The following is a 19,639-nucleotide window of genomic DNA, read 5'->3' as shown; positions in this document are numbered from 1 at the left end:
CGACAAAACAACGAATCGCCGTAAATCCGTCACTTACCGCGCTGCAACACTATTGCCATCGCGCTGTCACAATATCGGATGCAAAAAAGGACCCGCTGGCATGAAGCCAGCGGGTCCTTTTTGTTCCCTTTCGGGACAAAGCGAATCAGGCGATCGCGTTCACGCTCTTGGTCAGGCGCGAGAACTTGCGGGCCACGGTGTTCTTGTGGAGAACGCCCTTGGCAACGCCGCGTGCCATTTCAGGCTGCGCCGCCTTCAACGCGGTTGCAGCGGCGTCCTTGTCACCGGCTGCGACGGCGTTCTCGACCTTCTTCACCAGCGTGCGAATGCGCGAAACGCGATTCTTGTTCACGATGGTGCGCGCGGTGTTACGGCGGATGCGCTTTTTTGCCTGCGGCGTATTGGCCATAAATTCCTCTAATCTTTCAAACGGTCTACATGGTCGGAGCACAGCCTCAGCGGAGCAGCCGAATCGCGCGAATTGCAGCGAATCAATGTCCGGATGCGGCCGGTTCCGGACGACCGGACCCTGCTCGAAGGGTGCGCGCATAGCGGCGAAGGGCGATTTGGTCAATGGCTTTGCGGGCAATTACCCGCATTATCGTTGGCATTTCGGGCAATAGAAGGTCGACCGGCCCGATTGCACGATCCGCGCAATCGTCCCGCCGCATTCGCACGCCTCGCCCTCGCGGCCATAGACGCGCCAGTCCTTGGCGAAATAGCCGAGGTCACCCTCGGGACTGAGGAAGTCGCGCAGGGTCGATCCGCCGGCGGCGATGGCGGCGATCAGCACGTCCTTGATCGCGGGCACGAGCACAGCGAGCTTTGCCTTCGATACGTCGGCGGCAGGCTTCACTGGCGAGATGTGCGCCATGTTGAGCGCCTCGCAGACATAGATATTGCCGAGCCCCGCGACGATTGTCTGGTCGAGCAGCATCGCCTTGATCGGCGCGCGGCGGCCAGCGAGCGCCTTGGCGAGATAGGCGGCGTCGAAGGCATCGGACAAAGGCTCGGGACCGAGCGTGACGAAGGCGGGAAAGAGGGTCAGCGGATCGCCGCTGACGAGGTCGACCGAGCCGAAACGCCGCGGGTCGTGCAGGAACAGCCTGTGCCCCGCCCCGGTTTCGAGCAGCAGATGGTCGTGCTTGCCCGCCTCGCCGCCCTCGGTCCGCCAGCGTCCCGACATGCCGAGGTGGAAGATCATATGATCGTCGCGGTCGGTCGAGATCACGCCATATTTGGCGCGGCGCGAGAGGCCCGTGACCGTCGCGCCGGTGAGCCGCTGCGCGAGGTCGGCGGGAAAGGGCCGCCGCAGGTCGGGGCGGAAGGTGGTGACCGCGGTCAGCCGCTGGCCTTCGAGGAAGGGCGCAAGGCCGCGGACGGTGGTTTCGACTTCGGGGAGTTCGGGCATATCGCGCATCGGGCTACGCGCCATTTGCGCGGGCGGCAAGGCCCCGCTAAAGGCCGTTCGACTTTACCTCTCCCCCGCAAAAGGCGCGCACTCCATGGCCACTCCCGACACCGTCAGCTTCGGCTATGAACAGGTCCCCGCGGGCGAGAAGACCGCGATGGTCGGCGAGGTGTTCAGCCGCGTCGCGCGCAAATATGACATCATGAACGACGCGATGTCGGGGGGCATGCATCGCCTGTGGAAGGACCGCTTCGTGCGCCGCGTCAAACCGCGCGAGGGCGAGACGATCCTCGACATGGCGGGCGGCACCGGCGACATCGCCTTTCGCATGGAGCGGTTCGGCGCGAGCATCACCGTCGCCGACATCAATCCCGACATGCTGGGCGTCGGCATGGAACGCGCCGCCGAACGCGGGATCGACAGCCTCGTCTGGTCCGAACAAAATGCCGAGAAGCTGTCGTTCCCCGACCAGTTTTTCGACGCCTATACGATCGCCTTCGGCATCCGCAACGTCACCGACATTCCCGCGGCGCTTCAGGAAGCGCACCGCGTGCTGCGCTATGGCGGGCGTTTCTTCTGCCTCGAATTTTCGACCAACGAATGGCCGGGGTTCGCGCAGGCCTATGACGCCTATTCGCATCACCTCGTCCCCAAGCTCGGCAAGCTGATCGCCGACGACGAGGACAGCTATCGTTACCTGATCGAATCGATCCGCCGTTTCCCGCCGATGCCCAAATTCGCGGCAATGATCCGCGACGCGGGGTTCACCGCGGTGAAGGTCGAACCGATCCTTGGCGGGCTCGTCGCGATCCACAGCGGGTGGAAAGCGTGAGCATGCAACAGCATGCGAGCGTCCCCGCGCAGGCGGGGACCCATGACGATAACGGGGCGCGCTGGGTTCCCGCTTTCGCGGGAATGACGAAGGTTGGAGCGGTGGCCGAGTGACCCGACCCGTCACCCATATCGTCCGCCTGCTGAAGTGGGGGCGCATCCTTGCGCGCCACGGCGCGCTGCGCGGGATCGAGAGTGCCCCGCAGACGCCGCCCGGGGTCAAGCGCCTGTGCCGGATCGCACGCCTCGGCACGATCCAGCCGAAGGTGCCCGACTATGCCGCGGCCTTCCAGGCAATCGGCCCCGCCGCAGTCAAGCTCGGCCAGACGCTCGCAACGCGCCCCGACCTTGTCGGTGAGGAAGCGGCGCATAATCTGCTCACGCTGCAGGACGCACTCGCCCCCGTCGGGTTCGAGCGCATCCGGCAGGAAATCGAGGCGACCTTCGAAGTCCCGCTCGAAAGCCTCTACAGCGAATTCGACCCCGAACCCGTCGGCTCCGCGTCGATCGCGCAGGTTCACCGTGCGGTGACGACCGAGGGCCGCAAGGTCGCCGTGAAGGTCCGCCGCCCCGGCATCGACAAGCAGTTCGCGCGCGACATCGACACCTATGAATGGGCGGCGGCGCATCTCGAGGCGCTCGGCGGCGAAGCGACGCGGCTTCGCCCGCGCGAAGTGATCGCCAATTTCCGCCGCTGGACGCTGCGCGAGCTCGATCTGCGCCGTGAGGCCGCCTCGGCGTCCGAACTGCGCGACGCGATGGTCGGCGTGCCCGAATATGAAGTGCCTGCGATCGACTGGGACCGCACCGCGAGCCGCGTGATGACGCTCGACTGGATCGACGGCATCAAGATTTCGCACCGTGACCAGCTGATTGCCGCAGGGCACGACATGGAGAAATTGTCGGCCAACCTCGTCAACGCCTTCCTGCGGCAGGCGATCGCCGAAGGTTTCTTTCACGCCGACATGCACCAGGGCAATTTGTTCGTGAAGGCCGACGGCACGATCGCCGCCGTCGACTTCGGCATCATGGGGCGGATCAACCGGCAGGCGCGCTACTGGCTCGCCGAGATTCTTTATGGGCTGACCACGGGCAATTACCGCCGCGTCGCCGAAATCCATTTCGAGGCGCAATATGTGCCCGCCTATCACAATGTCGAGGAATTCGCGACGGCGCTCCGCGCGGTGGGCGAGCCGATGCGCGGCAAGCCGGTGAGCGAACTCAGCGTCGGGCAGATGCTCGACGGGCTGTTCGCGATCACGCGCGATTTCGACATGCAGACACAGCCGCACCTCCTCCTCCTCCAGAAGACGATGGTGATGGTCGAGGGCGTCGCGACGATGCTCAATCCCAAGATCAACATGTGGGACGTCTCGGGCCCCTTCGTCAGCGAATGGATCCGCGACGAGCTCGGCCCCGAGGCCGCGCTTGCCGACGGCCTACGCGAACAGGGCAAGACGCTGGCGCTGATCCCCGACATCATCCGCCGGCTCGACGCGCAATTGCCGCGCAAGGGCGCCGCCCCGCCCGCGCCGCCGCTGCCCGACATCGCGCTGATGTGGGACGTGGGCGAGAAAAAGCGCTGGTGGCGCTATGCGCTGACTGCGCTCGCGGGTGCGGCAGCAGGTGCCGCGGCGCTGTCGTGGTTCGGCTGAACATCCTCCATTCCTGACGCATTGATCCTATCGGCGCGGATCGCCCCCTCTTAAGCTGCCCCAGGGAAACGGGAGGGGCGAAATGGTGGGGCACAATATGTCCGGCGCGAACGCGTCGCGTGGGCGAAACAGAAATTTGGCGGCTATCCTGCTGCTAACCCTGCCCTGGCAATGCCTGTCTGCCGGAGCGCAGACCCCGGCCCCCGCGCCCGACCGGACCGCCATCGAAGCCCAGATCGCAGAACTGCGACAGCTTTCATCAAAAGCAAGGCAGGATGCCCCCGACGCGCAGGCAGCGGCGACGCGCGCCGAAACGATGATCGGTCAATTGCTGACGATTCTCGCGGGCCGGACGGAAACACCCGCGCCGCGGAGCGACACGGCAAAAGTGCCCGTTCTGGACAATGTGACGGGACTCCAGGCCTATGTCGACACGCCCGAAAAGACCGAAGAGGAGTTGCATCGCTATCTTGTCGATGCGCAGGGCAGGACGCCCGCGCCGAAAAGCCTCGCCGGGCAGCCCAGCTTTCGCGGCACGATCAGCGCGGCGAAGGACGGCACGCAGGCCGTCGTCGGATATCAGATACCGCTGAGCCGCCGTATCGACACCTTCCGCGAGGATGGGGTCGAAAAAAGGCGGGCGGTCGCGATGACGCTCGGCTTCGGCGCGAGCGCGACGCTCGACGAGAAAAATCGCGGCGTGATCGTGAAGTCGGGCGACCTGACCGACAAGCCGCTTGGCCTGTCGTTCAGCTTCAACTGGCAATATTTTCCTGAAGCGACGACCGCCGACGCGACGGCGACGGCCCGCAAGAAGGTGACCGAGATGGTCACCTTGTGCGAGGCCGACCGCAGCAAGCATAATCGCGACGGCGTCACACAGGCCGAACGTTTCGGACAGGCCAGTGCGTTGCGCGATGCCGACAGCTGCAGCGGCCAGGCGCTGCTCGATTGGGCGTTCGCGACCAAGGCCGACGGGCGTTTCGTCAATATGGACGCGGTGAACGCCTATAACGCCGCCGTCTGGCTGGCGCCCGCTGCCGACGACATTCCCGAATATGGTTTCGGCATCAAACTCGACAGCCAGCGACAGCGGTTCAGCTATATCGGCCCCGCCGCCTTTCCGCCCGGCACGATCAGCGCGCCCGAGATCGATCCGCCCCTGCTGTCGACGCTCGATTTCAGCGAACTCGGGGGCAAGAAAAAGGTGACCTATGACTGGGGCGTCGGCGCCTATGCCTTCCGCCACTGGCCCGGCAGTCTTGGCCCCTTCGAAGGATTGACTACCATTCCGCGTATCCGTTTCGGACGCAAATGGTCGCTGCCCAAGGACAGCGACGGTATCGAATTTTGCATGATCGATGCGCCGTCCTACGGCGGTTCTGCGATCCCGGGGGCCGACAATCGCCGGTGCGAGAAGTTCAACATCGCCCATCCCCAACGCGACAGCGGCTTCGAATATTCCATCGAGGCGCGCACCATGGTCGATGTCGGACGCCTTTCACGCGTCCTTCCCGAAATCGGCTTCGGCCCCTCGTTCGGTTACAAGGAAATCGAGCAACGATATCAGCTGATCGCACCCTTCTATATCGCATTCGACAAGGACAAGAAGCTGAACGGCGGAATCCAGGTCGCGCACGAATGGGGCGGGCAGGAAAAGAAGGACACGGTGGTTTCGATCTTCTATTCCACCGCGTTCAGCCTCAAGGGCAACGAATAGGACGCGCGATCAGCTCGCCGTCAGATCCTTGAGCGCGTCCTTCTCGGGCTTTTTGCCGAGATTGCGGATGCGCCACACGGCGACCGACAGCACGCCGAGCGCGCTGACCAGCGCGAGCAGCATCGTCCGCACGCCGCCAAGGCTGTCGGTCAGCCGCGACACCATCATGTCGAAGCGTCCGATCGCGTCGGCCTCGACATCGACCGCGATCATGCGGCTGTCGATCGTGTCGAGGGGCTTGCCATTCTGTTCGGCGAGGCTTTCGACCTTCACGCCCAGCTTGAGCTTGCCGTCCTGTTTCGGCGAAACGGTCCAGTCGAACGAAAGCATCCGCGACAGTCCGCGTTCCTTGCACTGGCGCGCGGGGCCATTCAGCTCGAACTGCGTTGCGAGCAATTCGGCGCAGATCCACGACCCGAGCCGGATATCGACGGTCTTGACGTCGCCCGCATCGGTCGCGCTGTCGACGACCTGCGCCGCGACCTCCTTCGCGCCGATCACCAGCTTGACCGGGTAATCGCGCCCCATCTCCATTCGCCGCGGCGGGTCGAACGCGGCGACGCCGCTCTGCATCGTCGCGAGCAGGCCGGAGTAATTGGCGCATTCCTCCGGGGTCGCGAGACCGCCGAGTTGCGGGCAGGCGATCTTGCCGACGCCGCCCTGATCGCTCGCGGGGCCTGCGGCGGTATCGGCTAGATGTGAGGCGCCGGTCGATCCGGCACCGGTGTCCGGGATATTGATATGCCCCTTGCGCGCAGCTTCGACCTGCTTCTTCGCCTGCGCGACGGCGGCCTTGGCCTCTTCATAAGCGCGCATGGCTTCGGCGCGCGCCGACTGCTGCTCGCTTGCCGCACGCTGCGCCATCGCCGCCTCCTCTGCGGCACGGTAGGCGGCGGCGCGGTCGGCTTCGGGGGTCGAGCCGGTTTCCTGCGGTGGCGGCGGAAGCGGCGGCAGGTCGCGCGGCGCCTTTTTCGCATAGCCGCAACCCGAAAGCGCAAGCGACATCGCGAGCATAAATGCCCCGCCCCAAGCCTTGTTCATTCAGCCCCCCATGCCCGAAGGCGACCCCTGCGTCGTGAAATTGCACGTTTATAAGCCCGCGTCCATCGGAGCAGACTTGGTTACCGGACATTTACCTTAAATCGCTAAGGCTTGAGCCCGACCAACCCCCGGACGTGAAATCCGGACAAAGCCGAGGTTTCATGCGCCACGACACCCTGATTGCCGACAATATCCTGCCGGTCGACACGCTGCCTCTCGAGGTCGCGGTGGTGGTGCCGACGCTCAACGAAGCCGCCAATGTCGAAAAATTGATCGAAAAACTCTCGGTCGTGCTCGCGGGGCGCGGTTGGGAAGTCATATTCGTCGACGATAATTCGCCCGACGGGACCAGCGAGCTGGTGCGCCGCATCGGCCGCGGATCGCGGCATGTGCGCATCGTGCAGCGCGTCGGCCGCCGCGGCCTATCGTCGGCGGTGGTCGAGGGGATATTGGCGACCGCCGCGCCGGTGATCGCGGTGATGGACGGCGACCTCCAGCACAGCGAAGAGGCGTTGCCGCGCCTGATCGATGCGGTCGCGGGCGGCGGAGCCGATATCGCGGTCGGCACGCGCTATGTCGCGGGTGGCGGGATCGGCGACTGGGACAGGGACCGCGCGCGGATGAGCCGCCTCGCCACCCGCGCCGGGCAGATCGCACTCGGTACCGATGTGTCCGATCCGATGAGCGGCTTTTTCGCGGTACGCCGCGACGCCTTCGAACGTGCGCTGCCGCGCCTGTCGGCGATCGGCTTCAAGATATTGATCGACATTTTGGCGTCGAGCCCGACGCCGCTGAAAGTCGCCGAAATCCCCTATCAATTCCGCACGCGCGAGGCCGGCGAAAGCAAGATTGGCGCGCGCGTGATCGCCGAATATGCCGAACTGATCGCCGACAAGACGATCGGCCGCCTTGTTCCCGTCCGGCTGCTCAAATTCCTGATGGTCGGTGGGCTCGGGGTATTTGTGCACCTTGCCGTGCTGCGCACGATCCTCGGCACGGGCAGTCCCTTCATCACGGCGCAGACCAGTGCGGTGATGACGGCGATTGCCTTCAACTTCTTCCTCAACAACAGCTTCACCTATGCCGACCGCAAGCTGAAGGGCTGGCGCCTCGTGGGCGGGCTCGCGAGCTTCTATGCGATTTCAGCGCTCGGTGCGGTCGCCAATATCGGCATCGGGACGTGGATGGCCGGGCACGACGAACGCTGGTGGGTCGCGGGCGTTGCGGGCGTGCTGGTCGGTGCGATCTGGAATTTCGCGATGTCGTCGGCGCTTACATGGCGCAAATGACGACCGGAACACCGGGCTGGAACCGTTTCGCCGGCGTTTCGCGCCCGGTCGCGGCGGCCATACTGGGCCTGCTGGCGGCGTTGACGATCGGGGGTCTGCAAGTCGGCGGGGGCCGCGAGCATGTCGCGGTCGCGAGCCCCACAACGGCGCCGTTCGAGGGCCTAACCGGCGATCATGCGCTTTATGCCCGGATCGCGCAGCGCGTTGCCACCGGCGAATCCTATTATGCCGTCGCCGCCGAAGAACATCGCAGCGGCAACTATCCGCTGCGCCCCTTCGTCGCCGTTCGCTTGCCCACGCTCGCCCATATCGTCGCTGCGCTCGGCGAACAGAGGGCGATGCTTCTCTTCCTTGCCATTGGCGGCGCCGCGATCCTTGCCTGGTATCGGCGGCTCCGGACCGAGCCCGGCCTACCCCGCTACGCCGCGGTCGGCGCCTTGTTCGTCGCCGTGAACCTGACGCAGCTTGCGGCTCGCGAATGGCTCTACATCCACGAGGCGGCCGCCGGCGTGCTCCTGGCGCTCGCGCTCGCCTTCTATCGCCCGGCGCGTCCGTGGCTCACCATGGCGATCGTCGCCGCCGCGCTCGCGATCCGCGAAACCATACTCCCGGTCGCCATGCTGTTCGGGCTTTTTGCGCTCATCGACCGCGACTGGCGCGCCGCGGCGGGCTGGCTGGCTATCGGACTATGCTTCGCTGCGGGCATCGGCGCACATATCGCTGCGCTGGCGGCGGTCACCACCCCCGCCGACGCGGCGAGCCAGGGCTGGAACGGCCAGGGCGGCTGGATCGCCTATCTGTCGTTCGTCCAGGCGTCGTCGCTGCTGCGCTTCTTCGCGGGATGGGTCGGCGCGCTGCTCGTCCCGCTCGCGCTGCTCGGCTGGGCCGCGTGGCGCTCGCGGCTAGGGCTTACCGTGCTGCTGATCCAGCTCGGCTATGCCGCATTGCTGATGCTCTTTGCACGCCCCGCCAATTTCTATTGGGCGATGCTCATCACGCCGACCTTGTTCATCGGCCTCGCCTTCGCGCCAGCGGGGCTCGCCGAATTGGTGCGGTCGCTACGACAGCCGACGACCGCGCTTCCCGCCGCCTTGAACTGAAGCGAGGAAGCGCATAACTGGAAGGCGAAGGAGACGGCGATGAATCAAACCCAGTCGATCGCCGCCCGCTTGGGGCAGGCCTGCCACCGCTGATGCCCGCGCCGCGCATCCTCTTGATCATCGGCGGCGGTATCGCGGCCTATAAATCGATCGAGCTTGTCCGGCTGCTCCGCAAGGCGGGCTATGTCGTCCGCTGCGTCATCACGCGCGCGGGCGAGCAGTTCGTGACGCCGCTGACGCTCGCCGCGCTTTCCGAGAACAAGGTTTATACCAGTCTCTTCGACCTGAAGGACGAGGTCGAGATGGGGCATATCCAGCTGAGCCGCGAGGCCGACCTGGTCGTTGTCGCGCCCGCGACCGCCGATCTGCTCGCCAAGATGGCAGGCGGGATCGCCGACGACCTTGCGACCACCTTGCTGCTCGCGACCGACAAGCCGGTGCTCGCCGCGCCCGCGATGAATGTGCGCATGTGGCTGCACGCCGCGACGCGGCGCAATGTCGCGACCTTGCGCGACGACGGGGTTACTGTGATGGAGCCCGACGAGGGCGAGATGGCGTGCGGCGAATATGGCCCGGGCCGGCTGCCCGAACCGGCGGCAATCAAGGCCGCCATCGATACGGCGCTCGCGAACGCGCCGCCGCCGGTTGCGCTGACACCGCCGCCCGCGACGTTGGCGGACCAGCCCGATTTCGCGCCCGCGAACCGGCGCCCGCTTTACGGCCGCCGCATCCTGATCACCGCCGGCCCGACGCACGAGCCGATCGATCCGGTACGCTATATCGCCAACCGGTCGAGCGGAAAGCAGGGCTTTGCCATCGCCGCCGCCGCGGCCGAGGCGGGCGCAGAGGTGCTGCTGATCGCCGGCCCCGTCCCGCTGCCAACCCCTCCCGGCGTGATCCGCGTCGATGTCGAAACTGCAGTCGAGATGGCGACCGAGGTGCAGGAAGGCCTGCCCGTCGATGCCGCGATCATGGTCGCGGCGGTTGCCGACTGGCGCGCCGCCGACACCGCAGTGCAGAAGATCAAGAAGGACGGCAGCGGGCAGGTTCCGCCGCTCGCGCTCGCCGAAAACCCGGACATTCTCGCCAGCGTCGCCAAATCACCCGAGCGTCCGAAGCTACTGATCGGCTTTGCCGCCGAAACCAACGATGTGATCGCGCATGCGCAGGCGAAACTTGTGCGCAAGGGGTGCGACTGGATCGTCGCCAACGACGTGTCCGCCGATCCGATGGGGGGCGAGAGCAATCGGGTGCATATCGTTAGCAAAGACGGCGTAGACAGCTGGGACCGGCTGCCCAAACAGGCCGTCGCCCGCAAATTGATGGAAAAGATCGCCGATGAGCTTGAGAAAAAATCACCCCTTGAAAGAGATTGAGATCGCCCTCCAGCGGCTGCCCAACGGCGGCGGCCTGCCCCTGCCCGCCTATGCCAGCGACGGCGCAGCGGGAATGGACGTCGTCGCGGCCGAGACGCTGACGCTGCGCCCCGGCGCACGCCACGCGGTCGCGACCGGCTTCGCGATGGCGATCCCGGCGGGTTACGAGGTGCAGGTTCGCCCACGTTCGGGCCTCGCGCTCAAACATGGCGTCACCTGCCTCAACACGCCCGGGACGATCGACAGCGATTATCGCGGCGAGGTGAAGGTGATCCTCGCGAACCTTGGCGACGAAAGTTTCGAGATCAAGCGCGGCGACCGCATCGCCCAGCTCGTCCCCGCGCCCGTCCAGCGCGCGGCCTTTGCCGAAGTCGAGACGCTCGACGAGACCGTCCGCGGCGCGGGCGGATTCGGATCGACCGGGGTCGAGAGCGATGCGGTCGACGAGACCGCCGACACCGCAGGCCTCGCTTCGCTGTCGGGCATCAAGCTGCGCTGACGGTGCTCAGCGACGCCGAACTCGACCGCTATGCCCGCCAGATCATCCTCCCGGCCTTTGGCGGGGCAGGACAGGCAAAGCTGAAGGCCGCGCATGTCGCCGTCATCGGTGCGGGCGGGATCGGCTGCCCGGCGATTACCTATCTGGCGGCGGCGGGGGTCGGCAAGCTCACGATCATCGACCATGACGTCGTCGAGCTGTCGAACTTGCAGCGCCAACCCCTGTTCACCGACGCCGATATCGGCGCCAGCAAGGCCGTGGTCGCAGCCGAGGCGGCGCGGCGGATCAACCCGCATGTAGATACGGTCGCCGCGGTCGAACGACTCCACAGCGACAACGCCGGAGCCTTGCTGGCGGGCGCGAGCCTGATCCTCGACGGCTGCGACAATTTCGAAACGCGACTGGCCGTGAACCACGCTGCCGTCGCGCTGCACATCCCGCTGCTCAGCGCCGCAATCGGCGCGTTCGAAGGACAGGTCGCGCTCTACGAAGGCTGGCGGACCGACGAGGCCTGTTACGCCTGCCTCGTCGGCAACGATCCGGACCGGCCGGGGATCAATTGCGCCGAAACCGGCGTGATGGGAGCGCTCGCGGGGATGATCGGCACGATGGCGGCGCTGGAGGTGGTGCGTGCGCTTACCGGCCTCGGATCCTCCTTGACCGGGCGGCTCGCGATCGTCGACATGCTCGACCGGCGCTGGCGCGAGGTCGGCGTGCCCAAGGATCCGCAATGCCCGATCTGCCGAGCCTGAACATCATCGTCGCGGTCGCCGAGGGTCGGCGGCTCTACGCTGCGCTCGAGGCGGGGATGGCGGCGGCGGCGCTGGGCCGTCCGGTGCGGATCTTCCTGCAGGGCGAGGCCGTGGCGCTGCTCCGCAATCCGGTATCCTTTTCAGGCGACGAAGCGCGGCGCGCCGCTGGACAGCCCGACCTTGCCTGGCTCGTCGAGGAAGCGATCGCGATGGAGATCGCGCTTTTCGCCTGCCAGTCGGGGATGGCGCTCGTCGGGATCGCCGCGACTGAACTGGTGCCGCACGTCCGCGCTGCGGGGCTGGTGAGCTTCATGACCGCGATCGGGCCCGACGACCGGCTGATTGTCTATTGAAAGACTCCCCTCCCGCTTGCGGGAGGGGAGAGTTTCGTCAGGGATTGTCGCAGACCTTGATCGCATCGGGCTCGGGACGTTTGCCCTCGGGCTCGAAGCGCGCGAGATAGCCGCCGGCATGCTGCTTGTCGTCGTAGGAGACGAGCTTGTAGCCCACCGCCTCGAACTCGCAGACGAGCAGGCGGAAGGGCGTGCCATGCTGCGCGATCGGGCGGTCGCCGTCGACGACGAGCACTTGCCCGCCCTTGCGTAGCGCGGGGCGCAGCCGCCACAGGAAAGCGTAAGGCTCCCCAATCTCGTGATACATATGGACCATGAAAACGCGGTCGAAGCTCGCCGCGGGCAGCCGCGGGTCGTCGACCGCGCCGAGTTTGAGCGAGACATTGTCGAGCCGCTCGCGCGCGACACGGTCGGCCAGCCGCTCGATCACCTCGGGGATGATGTCCTGCGCAAGGACGCGTCCGCCCGCGCCAACGCGCTGCGCGAGGCGCACCGTATAATAGCCATCGCCCGCGCCGATGTCGGCGACGGTCATGCCGGGACGGACGTCGGCCGAATCCATGACGTCCTCGGCCTCGTTGACGCGGTCGCGCGCTTCCTCGGTCGACCATTTGGTCGAGACGGTCGGCGCGACCGACCTGTCAGCGGGCGGGAAGTCGCGCGCCGTTTCGGTGCGGTCGCCATTGTCGTCCCACGGCGCGTCGCAGCCGTTCAGCAGCGGCAGGAGCGCCAGCAGGACGAGCGCCGCGCGCTTCATCAGTCGATGTCTTCCACTTCGACCTTTTCGCCGGTCACCTTCTGCGACAGCGCCGCCGCCATGAAGGGGTCGAGCGCGCCGTCGAGCACGTCGCCTGGCGCCGTCGAGGTCACGCCGGTGCGGAGATCCTTCACGAGCTGATAGGGCTGGAGGACATAGGAGCGGATCTGGTGGCCCCAGCCGATCTCGGTCTTCGCCTGATATTCGCCCGACGCCGCAGCTTCGCGCTTTTGCAGCTCGGCCTCATACATCCGCGCCTTCAGCATCCCCATCGCGGTCGCGCGGTTCTTATGCTGCGAGCGGTCGTTCTGGCTGGCGACGACGATGCCCGTCGGGATGTGCGTGATGCGCACCGCCGAATCGGTCGTGTTGACGTGCTGTCCGCCCGCGCCCGAGGCGCGATAGGTATCGATCTTGAGGTCGCCTTCGTTGATCTCGATCTCGATATTGTCGTCGATCACCGGATAGACCCAGACCGACGAGAAGCTGGTGTGGCGCCGCGCCGAGCTGTCGTAGGGCGAGATGCGGACGAGGCGGTGGACGCCGCTTTCGGTCTTCGCATAGCCATAGGCATTCTCGCCCTTGACCAGCATCGTCGCCGATTTGATCCCCGCCTGGTCGCCCGCCTGATATTCGACCAGTTCGACCTTCATGCGGCGCTTTTCGGCCCAGCGCATATACATGCGCTGGAGCATCTCGGCCCAGTCCTGGCTTTCGGTGCCGCCGGCGCCCGCATGGACTTCGATATAGCAGTCGTTGCCGTCGGCCTCGCCCGCGAGCAGCGCCTTGATCTTGTCTTCCTCGGCGCGTTCGGCGAGCGCGGCGAGCGAGGCCACGGCCTCGTCGACCATCGACTCGTCACCTTCCATTTCGGCGAGCTCGATCAGCTCGGCGGTGTCGGCGCATTCGGTCTCGATCGCGCGCGTCGCGGTGATCGCCTCGTCGAGCCGGCGGCGTTCGCGCATCACTTCCTGCGCGGCCTTGGCGTCGTTCCACAGCGTCGGGTCCTCGACCTTTGCATTGAGTTCGTCGAGACGGCGCACCGCGCGGTCCCAGTCGAGGAAGCGGCGCAGCAGCGCCAATGCGGCGCCAATCTTGTCGATATGATCCTGCGCTTCGGCGCGCATGTCCTTGCTCCTGAAATATGTTGGTCCGCCCTTACGGCCTCATGAGCCTCAGGGGAAGACGGTGCGCGGCGTCAGATGATGCCGCCGCGGTCGTCGAGGAAGTCGCTGTCGGTGCGGCCGGTCGATCCCTTTTGCGACGCACCGCCGGTCGCCCGCCGCTGTGTCTTGATCGGCTTGATTTCCTCTTCGCGGATCGTGCGGCGCGGTTCGCTTTCGGGCTTGAACGCTTCCCAGATGATCGACGCCTTGGGGTCGGTCCCCGGCCAGCTGCCATAGACGCGGCGGCCCGACTGGCGATCGATGCGCACCATGCGCACGCCCTTCGGCGCGCTGAAGGGAATCGGCTGGCGATCGGCGAGCGCGGCGAGCGCGAAATCCTTGAAGATCGGCGCGGCATAGCTGCCGCCCTGTGCGTAACCGCCCATGCTGCGCGGCTGGTCGAAGCCGATATACATGCCCGCGATCACGTCGGGGGTGCCGCCGACGAACCAGACGTCGTTCGGTCCCGAGGTCGTGCCCGTCTTGCCGAACAGCGGCACGTCGAGGTCGCGCAGCCGCACCGCGGTGCCGCGCTGGACGACGCCTTCGAGCATATGGACGACCTGGTAGGCGGTGATCGGGTCCATCAGCTGCTTGCCCGATTTGGCGAAGCGCGGCATCGGCCGGCCGTCCCAGTCCTTTTTGTTGCAGCCTTCGCACGCTTTCCAGTTCGCCGGGAAAATCACCTTGCCGCGGCGGTCCTGCGCATAGTCGATCACGCGCGGCGTCAGCGCGCGGCCATGGTTGGCGAGCATCGCATAGGCATTGGTCATTTTCTCGACCGTCGTCGTCCCGGCGCCAAGCGCGGTCGAGAGGTAAGGCTCGTGCTTGCCGATACCCATCGTGTCGATCATCTCGACCACCGGCTCCATACCGACCTGGCTCGCGGCGCGCACCGTCATCAGGTTGCGCGACTGTTCGAGGCCCCAGCGCATCGTATGCTCGCCGCTGCCGCCCGCGCCGCCGAAGTTGCGGAAGCATTTATTGCCGAGGCTGGCGCCCTGATAGACGCAGAAGGGCCCGTCGACGATCATCGTCGCCGGCGTCATGCCATTGTCGAGCGCGGCGGCGTAGACGAAGGGCTTGATCGTCGAGCCCGGCTGGCGTTCGGCCTGCGTCGCGCGGTTGAAGGGTGACAGGCGGACGTCGAAGCCGCCCTGCATCGCATAGATGCGGCCCGAATGCGGGCTTTCGACGACCATGCCGCCCGATACTTCGGGAATGTTGCGGAGCGCGTAGCTGCTGCCACCGCTCGATTTGACGACGATCAGGTCGCCCGGACGCAAGGCCGAAAAGGCGCTGCCGCCGGTCTTGCGATAGCCCATCGTCGCGGCGCTGGCGGGCAGCGTGCCCGTGTCGCCGTTGGAAAAGCCGATTTGCGCCGCGCCCGCCGATTTGGAAATTACGGTTGCGACGCGCCAATTGTCATAGTCGATACCGATGAAACTCGACGCGAGGCGGCTCTGCCACTGGTCGTCGGCTTCGATCGTCGCGATCGGTCCCGACCAGCCCTTGCCCGCGTCATAGCGCTGGAGCCCCTTGCGGAGCGCCATCGTCGCGCCGGCCTGCATCTTGCCGTCATAAGGCGTGCGCACCCAGAGGCCGCCGGCATAGACGCTGTGCGGGCCCTTGTCGGCGGTTTCGCCGAATTCGGCGATCAGCTGGCGGCGGACCTCTTCCATATAATAGCCGCCGACCTGCGCGATCGCTTTGTTGCCGCTATTGGTGAGGCCGAGCGGCATCGCCTTCGCCGCGTCGCGCTGCGCCGCGGTGATCCATTCGTTGCGATACATTTCGTCGAGGACGAAATTGCGCCGTCCGATCGCCTTCGCCTCATTGCGTGCGCGGCCATAGGTTTCGGGCGCCTTCGGCAGGATCGCGAGGAACGCCATCTCGTGGAGCTGGAGCTGGTCGACATCCTTGTCGAAATAGGCGCGGCTCGCGGCCTGCACGCCGAAGCTGCGGCGGCCGAGCGGGATTTCGTTGAGATAGAGTTCGAGAATCTGTTCCTTGGTCAGCGCATCCTCGATGCGCATCGCGAGGATCGCTTCGCGAATCTTGCGCGTGTAGCTGACCTCGTTCGTGAGCAGCAGGTTCTTCGCGACCTGCTGCGTGATCGTCGAGGCGCCGATCGGGCGCCCGCTGTTGCTGAGGTTGGTGATGATCGCGCTGACGATGCCGGGATAGTCGATGCCGCCATGGCTGAAGAAGGTGCGATCCTCCGCCGCGAGATAGGCGCGGACGAGCAATTGCGGATATTCGCTATATTCAAGCTGGACGCGCCGTTCGCGTGCATAGCTGTGGACGGGCTTCCCCTCACCATCGCGGACCATCGTCGGCAACGGCGGTTCATAGTCGCGCAGCTGGTCGACCGACGGCAGGTCGCGCGCGAAAATCACCCAGATCAGCGCGAGGAAGAGGAAACCGGCGAGCACAAGATAACCGAGCCAGCGGAACCAGCGCCGGGTCCACATCTCGCGGAACCATGCGATGACGGCATTGCTGTCGCGGCGCAGGCGCAAGCGGAAATCGGGCGGACTGTCAGCGGCCATATGTCCCCGCCTCTAAAGCCTGCTTCGCCGAAAGGGAAGCATGCTTGCGGCAAGGTGCGCGACTAGTCCTCTCCCGTCAGGTCGAGCAGCGTGGAACGCAGCGTCGCGGCGACTTGCGCCCGCACCGTTTCCGCCGAAACCCGGTCTTCCTCATAGAGCATTTCATCGGCGGCAAAGCCGAGTTCGACCGCGAGACGCAGCCGCGACCAGAGGATTTTGCGGTCGGTGTCGGGAATCTGCCGCGCGCAGGCGTCGGTCAGCCGGTCGGTCACGTGGCGATGCGATTCGAGCCGGACGTGGACGAGTTGCGGCGAGGCGTGCAGCGCGCGCAAGATCCACACCGCGCCCGGTTCGGCGCGCGTCACCGCGGCATTTTCGGCCAGGATATCTTCGATATGGTCGGCCATTGCCGCTATACCGGCTGGCGCATGGCGCGCGATCCAGCGGTCGAGCACGGCATTCTGGCGCTCCATCAGCCGCCGCCCCAGCGCCTCGATCACCGCATATTTGTCGGCGAAATAGCGATAGAGCGCGGGCGGCGTCAGTCCGGCGCGCGCGGCGATCATATTGGTGGAAATCCGCTCGATTCCGACCTCGGCGAGCAATTCGCCCGCGACATCGAGCAGGCGTTCGCGCGTCTGCCGTGCGCGCTCCTGCTTGGGCGGGAGGCGGGCGGCGAGGGTCAACGCGCGCGGCCGCGCGCGCTCACCGGCCAGATATCGACCAGCGTATCGCCCGCGACGACATGGTAGAAATCATAGAGATTCACCGTCGGGTCGCAGTGCGGCACGGTCAGGCTGACCGGATCGCCGGGCGCAAGCTGCGTGCCGATTTCGGGCGCGATCAGCGCGGCGTGCTCGTCGCCCATGAAGGCGAAGAAGGCGGTTTCGGGCGCCCCGCGCTGGACCACCGCGACGCCGCCATCGGTCGACAGCGACTTGTAACCCGCGTCGATCGTGACGAGGCCGCTATGGTTGGCGCTGACAACGCGCGCGTCGACGGCGAGCGAAACCTCGAACGGCGGCTCGGCGCCGTCGGCGATGTCGCAATCGAGATATTGCTTGTCCATGAAGACATAGCTGCCCGCCTGCAGCTCGTTGAAGACGCCGAGCTCGAGGTCGATGCGGTGCGTGCCGGTGCCCGATCCGGTGACGATCTCGGGCGCGAAACCCGCCTCGGTCAGCGCGGCGATGACTTCCTGCAGATAGGCGGTGCGCTCGACGATCGCGGTACGGCGTTCGGCGTAGCTTTCGATATGCTGCTGCGACCCGCAATAGAATTGCACACCGCGATATTGAAGGTTCGGCGATGCCGCGATGACCTTCGCGAGCGCAACTGCGGCGTCGGCCGACGCGACGCCGGTGCGCGCGATGCCGGGGTCGATATCGATGATGACATCGAGCTTCGTTTCGGTCGCCGCGAGCGCCGCGTCGATGCGTCTGGCGACGCCCGGATGATCGATGACCGCCATCATCCCGTCGGCGGTTGCCGCGAGTTTCGCCAGCCGGTCGATCGCCGCAGGGGCGGCGACAGGCGAGGTGATCAAGATACCGGCAACGCCTCCCTCGGCCAGCACCTCGGCCTCGCCGATCTTCGCGCAGCAGACGCCGACCGCGCCCGCCTTCTTCTGGCGCAGCGCGATCTCGACGCTCTTGTGCGTCTTGGCATGCGGGCGCAGCGCGACGCCATGATTGGCGGCAAGCGCGGCCATCCGCTGGATGTTCCGGTCGAGCGCGTCGACGTCGAGGACGAGCACGGGCGTGTTGAGATCGGCGCGCGAACCCTGCTGGCCGATCAGATGGTCGTGCAATTCACGGTCGGTCGTCATGCGAACAATGTCTCCAGATGCGGATTGAGGAATTTGCCGGTCGGGTCGGCGGCGCGGCGCACCGCTGTATAGCGTGCCGCCATCGGGTAAAGCGCGGCGACGTCGGCGCGGCTCAGTGTGTGGCGTTTGGCCCAGTGCGGGCGCCCGCCGCCGCCGCGAAAGATCGCCTCGGCATCGGCGAAAAGGCCGGCCCAGGGCATTTTCGCATATTGGTGCATCGAAATCGCGGCGACCGGCCCCGCGTTCATCGGGCTCATCCAGATATCGTCGGCGGCGACGGTGCGATATTCGAAGGGGAAGGTGACGGGCAGGCTTTTCTTGCGGATCCAGCCCACGACCTCGTCGAGCGCGTCGAGCCCCACGGCGCGCGGCATTTCATATTCCATCTCCTCGAACCGGAGCGTGCGGTCCGACGGGAAGATGCTGTGCGCGGGGCCGCGGCGTCGGCCCGAAATACCGCTTTTCATCATCAGGCGCTGAAGAAAGGGGGTCAGGAACGGCAGCCGCGCCGAGATGTCGAGGATGCGGCGAAAAGTCGCCTCCTCCATGTCGGTCGTGCTCGGCGGCGGGTCGCACGGGTCGCAGGGGTCGAGCGTTTTCAGGATCACCTGATCGCTGTGCGGGAAAAACCAGAATTCGATATGGCGGTGCTGCTGCGCAAGCTCGTCATAGCTTTCGCGGATTTCGGCCCAGCGGCGCTTTTCGATCCGTTCGGCGAGGTGGAATGCGGGCACCACCGCGACCTCGACCTCGGTCGCGACGCCGAACAGCCCGAGCGACAGGCGCTGTGCCTGATAAAGATCGGCGTTGGTGTCAGCGTCGCACCAATGCACCTCGCCATCGGCGCCGACGAGGCGGAAACCGCGCGCGAAGGTCGCGAGCGACCCGAGATCGACGCCGGTGCCGTGCGTTCCCGTCGCCATCGCGCCCGCCAGCGACTGCGGATTGACGTCGCCCTGATTGGCGAGCGCCAGCCCTTCCCCCCACAAAGTAGCAGTCAGCCGCCGAATGCTCCACCCGGCGGGGATATGCGCGGTGCGGCGATCGGCGGCGACGCGGATGTCGCCCGCCATATCGTCGAGGCTGACAATGAGCTCGCCCGATTCGCAAAGCGGCATGAAGCTGTGCCCGGCACCGGTAGCACGCAATTTACGCGCGCCGCGGACGAGCATCGCCAGTTCATCCTCGCTTTGCGGGCGGGCGACCGACGCGGCTGCGGTGACGCTACCCGACCAGTTGCTCCAGCCCATGACTTTCTCCCGCTCGCGGCGGGATCAAGCTGGCCACAGGAAAAAAGTTAGTCAAGACT

At 66.1% G+C, this 19,639-nt stretch carries 18 protein-coding genes; 9 read left to right on the top strand and 9 right to left on the bottom strand.

Annotated elements, in window-relative coordinates; all coding sequences use genetic code 11:
• Window positions 1-145 precede the first annotated feature (145 nt).
• The gene (gene rpsT, locus GGC65_RS15190; protein ID WP_093510196.1) at window positions 146-409 is read right to left on the bottom strand and encodes a 30S ribosomal protein S20; all 264 of its coding nucleotides are present in this window, start codon (window positions 407-409) and stop codon (window positions 146-148) included.
• 189 nt (window positions 410-598) lie between these two features.
• Window positions 599-1,411 (bottom strand): bifunctional DNA-formamidopyrimidine glycosylase/DNA-(apurinic or apyrimidinic site) lyase, encoded by an 813-nt coding sequence (mutM, locus tag GGC65_RS15185; RefSeq protein WP_192649559.1) that lies wholly within the window; start codon window positions 1,409-1,411, stop codon window positions 599-601.
• Window positions 1,412-1,505: 94 nt separating this feature from the next.
• On the opposite strand from mutM, the gene GGC65_RS15180 reads away from it, so the two are divergent.
• The 3 genes from GGC65_RS15180 (at window position 1,506) to GGC65_RS15170 (ending at window position 5,617) form a co-directional block, all read left to right on the top strand.
• Window positions 1,506-2,243: a class I SAM-dependent methyltransferase gene (locus GGC65_RS15180; protein WP_192647926.1), complete on the top strand. Its 738-nt coding sequence runs from the start codon at window positions 1,506-1,508 to the stop codon at window positions 2,241-2,243.
• Between the two features lie 109 nt (window positions 2,244-2,352).
• The gene (gene ubiB, locus GGC65_RS15175) at window positions 2,353-3,897 is read left to right on the top strand and encodes a 2-polyprenylphenol 6-hydroxylase (protein ID WP_192647925.1); all 1,545 of its coding nucleotides are present in this window, start codon (window positions 2,353-2,355) and stop codon (window positions 3,895-3,897) included.
• A gap of 136 nt (window positions 3,898-4,033) precedes the next feature.
• A complete protein-coding gene (locus GGC65_RS15170; RefSeq protein ID WP_192647924.1) occupies window positions 4,034-5,617 on the top strand; it encodes a hypothetical protein in 1,584 nt (527 codons plus the stop codon).
• Between the two features lie 9 nt (window positions 5,618-5,626).
• Here the strand turns inward: GGC65_RS15170 and GGC65_RS15165 are convergent, their stop codons facing one another.
• Window positions 5,627-6,658 carry a hypothetical protein gene (locus tag GGC65_RS15165; RefSeq protein ID WP_192647923.1) on the bottom strand — a complete coding sequence of 344 codons (1,032 nt, stop codon included), beginning with the start codon at window positions 6,656-6,658 and terminating at the stop codon, window positions 5,627-5,629.
• A 161-nt stretch (window positions 6,659-6,819) separates the two neighbouring features.
• Here GGC65_RS15165 and GGC65_RS15160 point away from each other — a divergent pair, with 161 nt between their 5' ends.
• The 6 genes from GGC65_RS15160 (at window position 6,820) to GGC65_RS15135 (ending at window position 12,027) form a co-directional block, all read left to right on the top strand.
• Entirely contained in the window at window positions 6,820-7,947 is a 1,128-nt protein-coding gene (locus GGC65_RS15160; RefSeq protein ID WP_192647922.1) for a glycosyltransferase, read from the top strand.
• The gene (locus tag GGC65_RS15155) at window positions 7,944-9,047 is read left to right on the top strand and encodes a hypothetical protein (RefSeq protein ID WP_192647921.1); all 1,104 of its coding nucleotides are present in this window, start codon (window positions 7,944-7,946) and stop codon (window positions 9,045-9,047) included. The genes GGC65_RS15160 and GGC65_RS15155 overlap by 4 nt, the downstream gene beginning before the upstream one ends.
• 92 nt (window positions 9,048-9,139) lie before the next feature.
• Window positions 9,140-10,423 carry a bifunctional phosphopantothenoylcysteine decarboxylase/phosphopantothenate synthase gene (locus GGC65_RS15150; protein ID WP_192647920.1) on the top strand — a complete coding sequence of 428 codons (1,284 nt, stop codon included), beginning with the start codon at window positions 9,140-9,142 and terminating at the stop codon, window positions 10,421-10,423.
• A complete protein-coding gene (dut, locus tag GGC65_RS15145) occupies window positions 10,386-10,922 on the top strand; it encodes a dUTP diphosphatase (RefSeq protein ID WP_192647919.1) in 537 nt (178 codons plus the stop codon). Before GGC65_RS15150 ends, dut begins: the two co-directional genes overlap by 38 nt.
• Before the next feature lie 2 nt (window positions 10,923-10,924).
• Window positions 10,925-11,674: a HesA/MoeB/ThiF family protein gene (locus GGC65_RS15140; RefSeq protein ID WP_192647918.1), complete on the top strand. Its 750-nt coding sequence runs from the start codon at window positions 10,925-10,927 to the stop codon at window positions 11,672-11,674.
• The gene (locus GGC65_RS15135; RefSeq protein ID WP_225940841.1) at window positions 11,653-12,027 is read left to right on the top strand and encodes a DsrE family protein; all 375 of its coding nucleotides are present in this window, start codon (window positions 11,653-11,655) and stop codon (window positions 12,025-12,027) included. Before GGC65_RS15140 ends, GGC65_RS15135 begins: the two co-directional genes overlap by 22 nt.
• Before the next feature lie 37 nt (window positions 12,028-12,064).
• Here GGC65_RS15135 and GGC65_RS15130 read toward each other — a convergent pair whose 3' ends face one another.
• The 6 genes from GGC65_RS15130 to GGC65_RS15105 all read right to left on the bottom strand — a co-directional run bounded on the left by GGC65_RS15130 (window position 12,065) and on the right by GGC65_RS15105 (window position 19,580).
• A complete protein-coding gene (locus GGC65_RS15130) occupies window positions 12,065-12,784 on the bottom strand; it encodes a class I SAM-dependent methyltransferase (RefSeq protein ID WP_192647917.1) in 720 nt (239 codons plus the stop codon).
• Complete coding sequence (prfB, locus tag GGC65_RS15125; protein ID WP_192647916.1) at window positions 12,784-13,911, bottom strand: peptide chain release factor 2; 1,128 nt, start codon at window positions 13,909-13,911, stop codon at window positions 12,784-12,786. Before prfB ends, GGC65_RS15130 begins: the two co-directional genes overlap by 1 nt.
• Before the next feature lie 71 nt (window positions 13,912-13,982).
• Entirely contained in the window at window positions 13,983-16,502 is a 2,520-nt protein-coding gene (locus tag GGC65_RS15120; protein ID WP_192647915.1) for a penicillin-binding protein 1A, read from the bottom strand.
• Between the two features lie 62 nt (window positions 16,503-16,564).
• Window positions 16,565-17,188, bottom strand: a complete 624-nt coding sequence (locus tag GGC65_RS15115; RefSeq protein WP_192647914.1) for a TetR/AcrR family transcriptional regulator — start codon at window positions 17,186-17,188, stop codon at window positions 16,565-16,567.
• Window positions 17,185-18,330, bottom strand: a complete 1,146-nt coding sequence (locus tag GGC65_RS15110) for a DSD1 family PLP-dependent enzyme (RefSeq protein ID WP_192647913.1) — start codon at window positions 18,328-18,330, stop codon at window positions 17,185-17,187. The genes GGC65_RS15115 and GGC65_RS15110 overlap by 4 nt, the downstream gene beginning before the upstream one ends.
• A complete protein-coding gene (locus GGC65_RS15105; protein WP_192647912.1) occupies window positions 18,327-19,580 on the bottom strand; it encodes a D-arabinono-1,4-lactone oxidase in 1,254 nt (417 codons plus the stop codon). Before GGC65_RS15105 ends, GGC65_RS15110 begins: the two co-directional genes overlap by 4 nt.
• Between the last annotated feature and the right edge of the window lie 59 nt (window positions 19,581-19,639).

The sequence above is a fragment of the Sphingopyxis sp. OAS728 genome (assembly GCF_014873485.1).
GTDB lineage: Bacteria > Pseudomonadota > Alphaproteobacteria > Sphingomonadales > Sphingomonadaceae > Sphingopyxis.
The sequence above is the reverse complement of the archived record's forward strand: the minus strand, read 5'-3'. Positions and strand labels throughout refer to the sequence as shown.